This is a genomic window from Mesorhizobium sp. LSJC269B00, assembly GCF_000502815.1.
Classification (GTDB): domain Bacteria; phylum Pseudomonadota; class Alphaproteobacteria; order Rhizobiales; family Rhizobiaceae; genus Mesorhizobium.
The window spans coordinates 1-6,521 of the sequence record NZ_AYVN01000035.1; the positions used below are offsets into that span (position 1 = coordinate 1).

Sequence of the window (6,521 nt, forward strand, 5' to 3'; positions counted from 1 at the left end):
GAGATCGACGAGGCCGAGAAGGCATGGCCGCACAGTTCTTCCGTGATCGCCTTCACCTTGCGGGTCGACACGCCCTGGACATACACCTCGGCCAGCGTCGCCACCAATGCCCGCTGCGCCGCGAGGAGGGCAGGGCGCTGAACAGCCGCGCTTCGAAGGCGAGGCCGCGTTCGAGTCGCATCGAGCACCCTAGTGCGATGGCATCAGCAAAAATCAAGATCGCTCGGCTGCGCCTCTCGTTGCGTTTCATGATTGGAATCGCACTGGCCACGTGCAACTCACCATTAGCTCGCCGGCGGCGTTGGTCCAATTAATACGCACCGCATGATGGGCCGAGGGCACGTCAGTGTGCGTGAAGCCCTTGAGAAGTGGCGCGAAGTTACGCCTTGGCATAGTCGGGTCGGACGGCATGGGCGCCAAATGTACGCGCGGGATCTCCTCGATGCGCTCCTCAATCTGATCGTTCAGCTCGGCCCTTGCGTAGCGCGGATGAAGGTCCGCTCGCAGTTGGATCACCATGCCAGAGACCGCGTACTGCCCCAGTCTAACACGATCGGGGCTCCACAGAGGAAGCCGCCCGAAACCCGATGCGGTGAATTGGGCGTCAACGGCTGTCCCAACCTGATCGCCGTAGTCGAGGGGAGTAGTCATATCTTTCTTGAGGAACTCGCCAAGCGTCAGCTTCGCAGTCAATTGAACTGCCTCGGCTGGCAAGCCCAGTCCCTCGCTGTCGCGCAAATCAAGGAGCATCGGCTCGCGCCCATGACTGCTCCAGCTGGAGAATTCCCCGATCATCTGGAACAGCGGGTTGATGTCGGGCAGCTTGTCGTCGTTGACGTCCGCCTTGTTGCGCTCGATCCGCACGCGCGCGTAGCGCCAGGGTTCGTCCAGCACAACCACCCTCAGCACAAAGCGATCCTGCGGCTTTGGATCGGCATCGAGATCCATGATTTCGGCGGCCAGCACCGTGCCAATCCCTTGCGGCCATTGATTCTCGAGCCGCTGCGCAGAATCCGACTTGCTGGGGCGTGAAGCCGGCCACGACAGTCGTGCTGTTACCCTTCTGCGATGCTCGCTTGCCGGAGTCCACGACCGACGGCGCCGGGACCAGGAGCCAATCGTCGGCAGTCGTTGGGGCAAGCCAGTCGCGGAGCCGCTTCTCAAGGTTAGCACGCGAGATCTTCGCGGGCTTCGGGATCACGCCGCTTGGTTTGCGACCCGCAGACGCTGGTATGCGAACCAGTCGCCGAGTTCACCCTCGACGGCGTATGTCTTTGGCGCGACGGCATCCTCGTCCACGAACGGGCTGTCGCCAATCTCGACCTCGATGCGGATGCGGTCATTGTGGAATGGGCCTTCGGAGCCCGAGGACTCCTCGTCACCCTCCAGCACGAAATAGTGCTCGGAGGCATAGCTCTCGAGATGCCACCAGTCGGGCGCGGCTAGCCCATTGCTGTCGCGCTGGATCAGCCCTGTCAGGGTTGGATTGCGGCGCTTCGCTCTTAGCCCTGTGCCGCCCGAGCCGAAGGCCACCATCTTCTTACCATCGAGACGACCTTTCAGGAGGTCGGCCAGCTGATCGTTCAGGGGCCGCATGGGCGTTGTCAGATTCACCGGCAGCGGCGCGCGAGGCGGTCCGCTGTCGGCGCTGGGCTTCTGCTTCACTGGCGTCGCGGGCCGACGTCGCGAGGGCAGCAGGTAGAAGCGCCGGGTGTTCGGGGCGACCGGTTCGGTCAGTTCGGGTTCCAACGCACGACATCGGCTTCGATCTGGCGGGCCAGGACGAGGCCATCGTCGAAGCGATTATGCTGCTCGATGACGTCCTCGCCGCTGCGCGCTTGGGCATCGCCGCGCTGGCGCAGTTTCGCGCCGCCCGACCCAAGCACAAAGCCAGGTCCGCCGCGTGTCCACAGCGGCCGCGGCGGGTCAAAAACGCTCCCATCGATCTCGAACTCGTCATCATATCGGGCGTCGTCGAGTATATCGACAACGTAACGCCCCGCCGCAGCGTTGTGGAACAGAGGAAAGAGGAAACGGTCGACATCAAAGCGCGACGGGTCGCTAGCGGTCTCGCCTGGCGCGGTTCTGGGATGGATCTGCTTACGCAATTGCAAGGAGTAGAGCCGTTGGGTCCAGGAATCGGGTTCGAAGATCGCCACTCCGAAGCCCTTGGTCGTGGCGAAGAGCCCGGGGGTCGTGATGAGCAGGCTCTTCAGCGTCATCGAAAGATGGCCGGCCAGCTCTGCCGAAAGGTCCTTGACGTGTTCGAACAGCGCGTCGGTACCCGAAGCTGGGTCGTCATTGTGCACATAGGTCACCAGCGCGGCCATGCATGCGGCCACGTCGGGCAGGAGAGCCCGCACGGTGTTGCGCAGGCCAAAGGCGTCGGCGGGCGAGTCGGAGCGGCGAGCGCAGCGCGGGCGCGGCCCGGATCGCACGCAGCCAGTCGAGGCGTTCGCGCAGTGAGGTCTTCATGCTGGCCGAGACATATTTGCCCAGCTCTGTGGCCGCCCGGTCATGCAGATCGGCAAAGGTGTCGCCTTGCAGTTCCGGTTAGATGGCGACCNTGGCCGCCCGGTCATGCAGATCGGCAAAGGTGTCGCCTTGCAGTTCCGGTTAGATGGCGACCTCGTTCTTGTCGACTGCAAGGCCGGATCCAGGCGTGGCCTGCGGCCGCATTGGGTCGGCAATGCCCGCCGGCACCACCGCATCGCTCGGACGCTCCAGGCGAAGGCCGAGGCGCAGCACGTCGCTGCCGTCAGTGACAGGGCTTGCGGAACCCAGTCCGCTCCATCCAGCCGGGCACGTATCGTGATCGTCAGCCAGTCGTCTTTCACGCCAGAGGCGAAGACCTTGACGGCGGCTTGGAACTTGTCGAGCGGCTGGCGCAGCAAGTCCCGAAGGATCTTGAATTCATTAGGTGAATCAGACGCTTTTAGCGCGCGCTTGTGTGTTCCAACCTTTGCCACGTTTGCGGTGAGGGCGCCGCTCTGCGACGGCACGCCCCCGCGCGGGCATCGGCCTCATAGGCCCAGCGCTGCAACACCAGTTCGGCGCTGCCGCGGTCCACGGCCAGAATCAGGTCCGCCAGCGGCTCATAAATGGAGCGGAGCGCGGTTGGCCTTGCCTCGCCATTGTCAGCCGGCGCCAGAGCCTTCTTGAGGTATTGCCGCAGAAGTTCGAAGCGCGCAGGCGAGAGATAGAACCGCCAGCCCATCAGCGGCAGTTCGCTGCCATGGTCGTCCCGCAGCGCAGCTGTGGCAGGGGTTTGGATATCGGTTGCAAGCGGCAACATCACCGTCGGGGCCGTCAACGGGTAGCGCTGCGTGTATTGATGTTGCAGGTATCCGTCGAGCGTCCAAGCCAATTGCGGGGTCAGGTAATTTATGAAGCGCAGCGTTTCGCTCGCCAGCCGCTCCGTCTCGGCGTCGCGCTCCTCGCCGCGGGCGTCCTGTGTGAAGAATGCGACAGGAAATAGCCAAAGAACCGCCCGCTCGGAGGAGGCGCTGCGACCAGCCAAGGCGCCGTGGCGGGCAGGTAGCCCGCGGAAGGCATCGGCACCGCCGCATCGGGATAGGTGAGGAAGGTCACGACACGTCCGGAACGGCTCAGTTTGGGCGCGCGGGCGATGACTTCGGGATCGTCGCTCGCCAGCGCAAGCTTCAGCTTGTTGAAGTCACTCAGCTGTGCGAGCACGTGCCGGTTTGCAGGTGCATTATACGGGGAGGGCGTGTAGGCGACTTCAAAGCGGTCGAGNCAGCTGTGCGAGCACGTGCCGGTTTGCAGGTGCATTATACGGGGAGGGCGTGTAGGCGACTTCAAAGCGGTCGAGCACGCGATCGGTCGAGGCGCTCCATCGGCTGGTAAACGCGCCTTTCAAGTGCAGATCGGGGCTCGTTCCGCGCCACCGGTTTTGAGGGGCGCCAGTCCCCCCAGGATCCGATTGAAGAGCGGATCCGTCACGCTTGCCACCGGCAACACCAAATCGACGCTGGCGCCCTGGTCAAGGAGGTCCTTGCCCCCCGGCGTCGGCGCGAAGAGCCGCTTGAGGGCCCGGAGCCGGCCGGACGCTCGCAGCGTCGACGCATCCGGCGAGCCGACGAGATTGGCGTAGTTGGTCGATTCCCAGTCATCGGCGTCCGGGGCCTCGTAAACGTCGTTCAGGGTGCCGTAGCGCGAAGTGATGGGCAGCGGCGCCTGTGGCCCATTGCTAAAAAAGATCTAGATTCGAGCCCAAACGGAACGGACTGACATAGCGCAAGGACCCAGGCGGGCGCGGTGGGTAGGGTTGGTTGTTATCAGTATGGGATTGTGCCTTTGCAGACCACGAAATTTCGAGAGGCCCGGCTGCCTTGGTACACTATCTATCCGGCTGTGTCGGAGTTCTCCGGGGCGGTCGGCGCCGAGGCTTATGAGGCATGGCTCAGGAACCTGCCGGCTGAGGATCCGGTGTCACTCTATCTGCACGTTCCGTTCTGCCGATCAGCCTGCTGGTATTGCGGCTTCCCAACCACCATCACCCGCCATGATGCGCCCATCCTCAACTATCTGGCGGCGCTGCGTGACGAGATCCGTCTGGTTTGTGAGCGAGTGCCGAAGACGCTGCCCGTGAGCGACATACATTTCGGCGGCGGAACGCCGTCTCTCATCGGACCAGCCGAGTTCCTCGCTCTGATGGAGTTCCTGCGTTGCCGCTTCGCCATCTCGAAAACAGCTACGGTCGCCATCGAGATCGATCCACGCACGCTCACGCCCGAGATGGCGGAAGGCTTGGGAGCGGCCGGCGTGAACCGCGCGAGCCTGGGCGTACAGAGCTTCGATCCCATTGTTCAAAAAGCGATCAACCGAATCCAGAGCGAGGCCCAGACGTCGGCTGCCGTGGAAATGCTGCGCCGGCATGGAGTAAACCGGATCAACTTCGACCTCATCTACGGCCTGCCGCGTCAAACGGTGGAGTCGTGCGTCGAGACGGCGAGGGCGGCGGTCGCCATGCGCCCAGACCGGCTTGCCTTGTTCGGCTACTCGCATATCCCATCCCAAATAAAGAACCAGCGCCTCATCGAGGCGGAATTTCTTCCCCACAGCGCTGCCCGCGCTGAACAGCATGCGGCTGCCGCCGTGACGCTGGTTGCCGCCGGCTACCGAGAGATCGGGCTCGACCATTTCGCCTTGCCGCACGACGAGCTCGCGCTGGCACAGGAAACAGGTCGCCTGCGACGTAACNGCTCGACCATTTCGCCTTGCCGCACGACGAGCTCGCGCTGGCACAGGAAACAGGTCGCCTGCGACGTAACTCGTTGGGCTACTCTGCCGATACCTGCAGAACCCTGATCGGTTTCGGCGCGTCGGCTATCGGCCGCTTTGGCCAGGGGTACGTTCAAAACGAAGTTACACGGGATTTCTACATCCGGCAAATCGCAGCTGGCCGACTGGCGACATCGAAGGGCCATCGCCTCACAGACGACGACCGCCTGCGAGCCGCAATCATCGAGCGATTAATGTGCGATTTCGAGGCTGACGTGCCGGCAATCTGTGTCGCCCACGGATCTGATTTGATCCGTCTTCGCGGTTCAGATGAGCGTTTGGCGATGCTGGCCAAGGACGGAATAGTGGACTTCGAAAACGGTTTTGTCCGCGTACGGCGGGAGCATCGCTTTGGGATTCGCGCTGTCGCTGCCGCATTCGATGCTTTTAGGGATGGCCTTCCGTATCCCGCAGGTGAGGGCAAGCACACAACACGGAAGCTAACACAGGGAGTATCTTTGCCGGAGAGAACGAGCTGCCATCGTGCGGTGCCCGTTAGTAGTGAAGCGCCCTAAAATGTCGACATAGGCGTTGGTGAACTGGACCGAACCACGAGAACAGCCTATCCAGTTTGTTGTCGGCAGTTAGTTCGAAAACAAGGGCTTCTAAGCGGTAAACACATGCTAATCCATTTGATTTACGGGCCGAACTGCAGCGGCAAGACAGACGTTTCAATTTAAATTGCACGAGAGGCCGGACGGCCGGTCATTGCGTTGGATCGTGTACAATGCTGTCCTCAAATCGCTACGGGCAGCGGGCGTGCCTCGGATCCCGAACTGCAATCTACCCAGCGGGTTTACTTGGATACGCCTCCTGACCGCGGGCACATCCACGCCGTGACTGCCCGTCGTAAGCTGATCATGCACGTGGATGAGCTTAGATCTTAGCCTGGGCTCACTCGAAGCCGGCTCGATCTCCCTTCTTAATTCACATGGCGCGAGTCAGCATCGGGCTGGCGCTTTCAGTGGCATGTAAGGCGGTTGCGGCTCGGCAACTCCGATGCCTTTTTAGAGAGAGCAAAGCGGGTTGTGTGCGTCAAGTCCTGCAAAATGGGGCGGCCATATGCTGGTCATGCGGCTTGGCGCAGAGTGAGCTTCTTGTGCTCGCGCAGGTAGGCCTCCATCCAGTTTTGTTGGTCTCGACGGCCAACGCCCTGACCAGGCGCAGGCAGCTTTCGGTATTGGGGAAGATGCGCACGACATAGGTGCGCCGGCGGA

General features: G+C 62.4%; 5 protein-coding genes and 3 pseudogenes. 2 read left to right on the forward strand and 6 right to left on the reverse strand.

Features of this window, described 5'->3' with window-relative positions:
- The 5 genes and pseudogenes from X771_RS1000000168605 to X771_RS135805 form a co-directional block, all read right to left on the reverse strand.
- Positions 1-119: pseudogene (locus X771_RS1000000168605) on the reverse strand (transposase); the annotation flags it as partial.
- Positions 120-246: 127 nt separating this feature from the next.
- Positions 247-966: a hypothetical protein gene (locus X771_RS135820; RefSeq protein ID WP_023690691.1), complete on the reverse strand. Its 720-nt coding sequence runs from the start codon at positions 964-966 to the stop codon at positions 247-249.
- A 231-nt stretch (positions 967-1,197) separates the two neighbouring features.
- Entirely contained in the window at positions 1,198-1,749 is a 552-nt protein-coding gene (locus X771_RS135815) for a hypothetical protein (RefSeq protein WP_023690692.1), read from the reverse strand.
- Positions 1,734-2,438 carry a hypothetical protein gene (locus X771_RS135810; RefSeq protein ID WP_023690693.1) on the reverse strand — a complete coding sequence of 235 codons (705 nt, stop codon included), beginning with the start codon at positions 2,436-2,438 and terminating at the stop codon, positions 1,734-1,736. Before X771_RS135810 ends, X771_RS135815 begins: the two co-directional genes overlap by 16 nt.
- 497 nt (positions 2,439-2,935) lie before the next feature.
- On the reverse strand, positions 2,936-3,520 hold the full coding sequence (locus tag X771_RS135805; protein ID WP_023690695.1) for a hypothetical protein: 585 nt from the start codon (positions 3,518-3,520) through the stop codon (positions 2,936-2,938).
- A 797-nt stretch (positions 3,521-4,317) separates the two neighbouring features.
- Here X771_RS135805 and X771_RS01000000165705 point away from each other — a divergent pair.
- Together X771_RS01000000165705 and X771_RS1000000169835 are read left to right on the forward strand one after the other, a co-directional pair.
- Positions 4,318-5,699: pseudogene (locus X771_RS01000000165705) on the forward strand (radical SAM protein); the annotation flags it as partial.
- Positions 5,700-5,984: 285 nt separating this feature from the next.
- Positions 5,985-6,191, forward strand: coding sequence for an isopentenyl transferase family protein (locus X771_RS1000000169835; protein WP_280790571.1), 207 nt, complete (start codon positions 5,985-5,987; stop codon positions 6,189-6,191).
- A 182-nt stretch (positions 6,192-6,373) separates the two neighbouring features.
- On the opposite strand, the pseudogene X771_RS1000000168610 reads toward X771_RS1000000169835, so the two are convergent.
- Positions 6,374-6,521, reverse strand: a pseudogene (locus tag X771_RS1000000168610) (transposase); the annotation flags it as partial.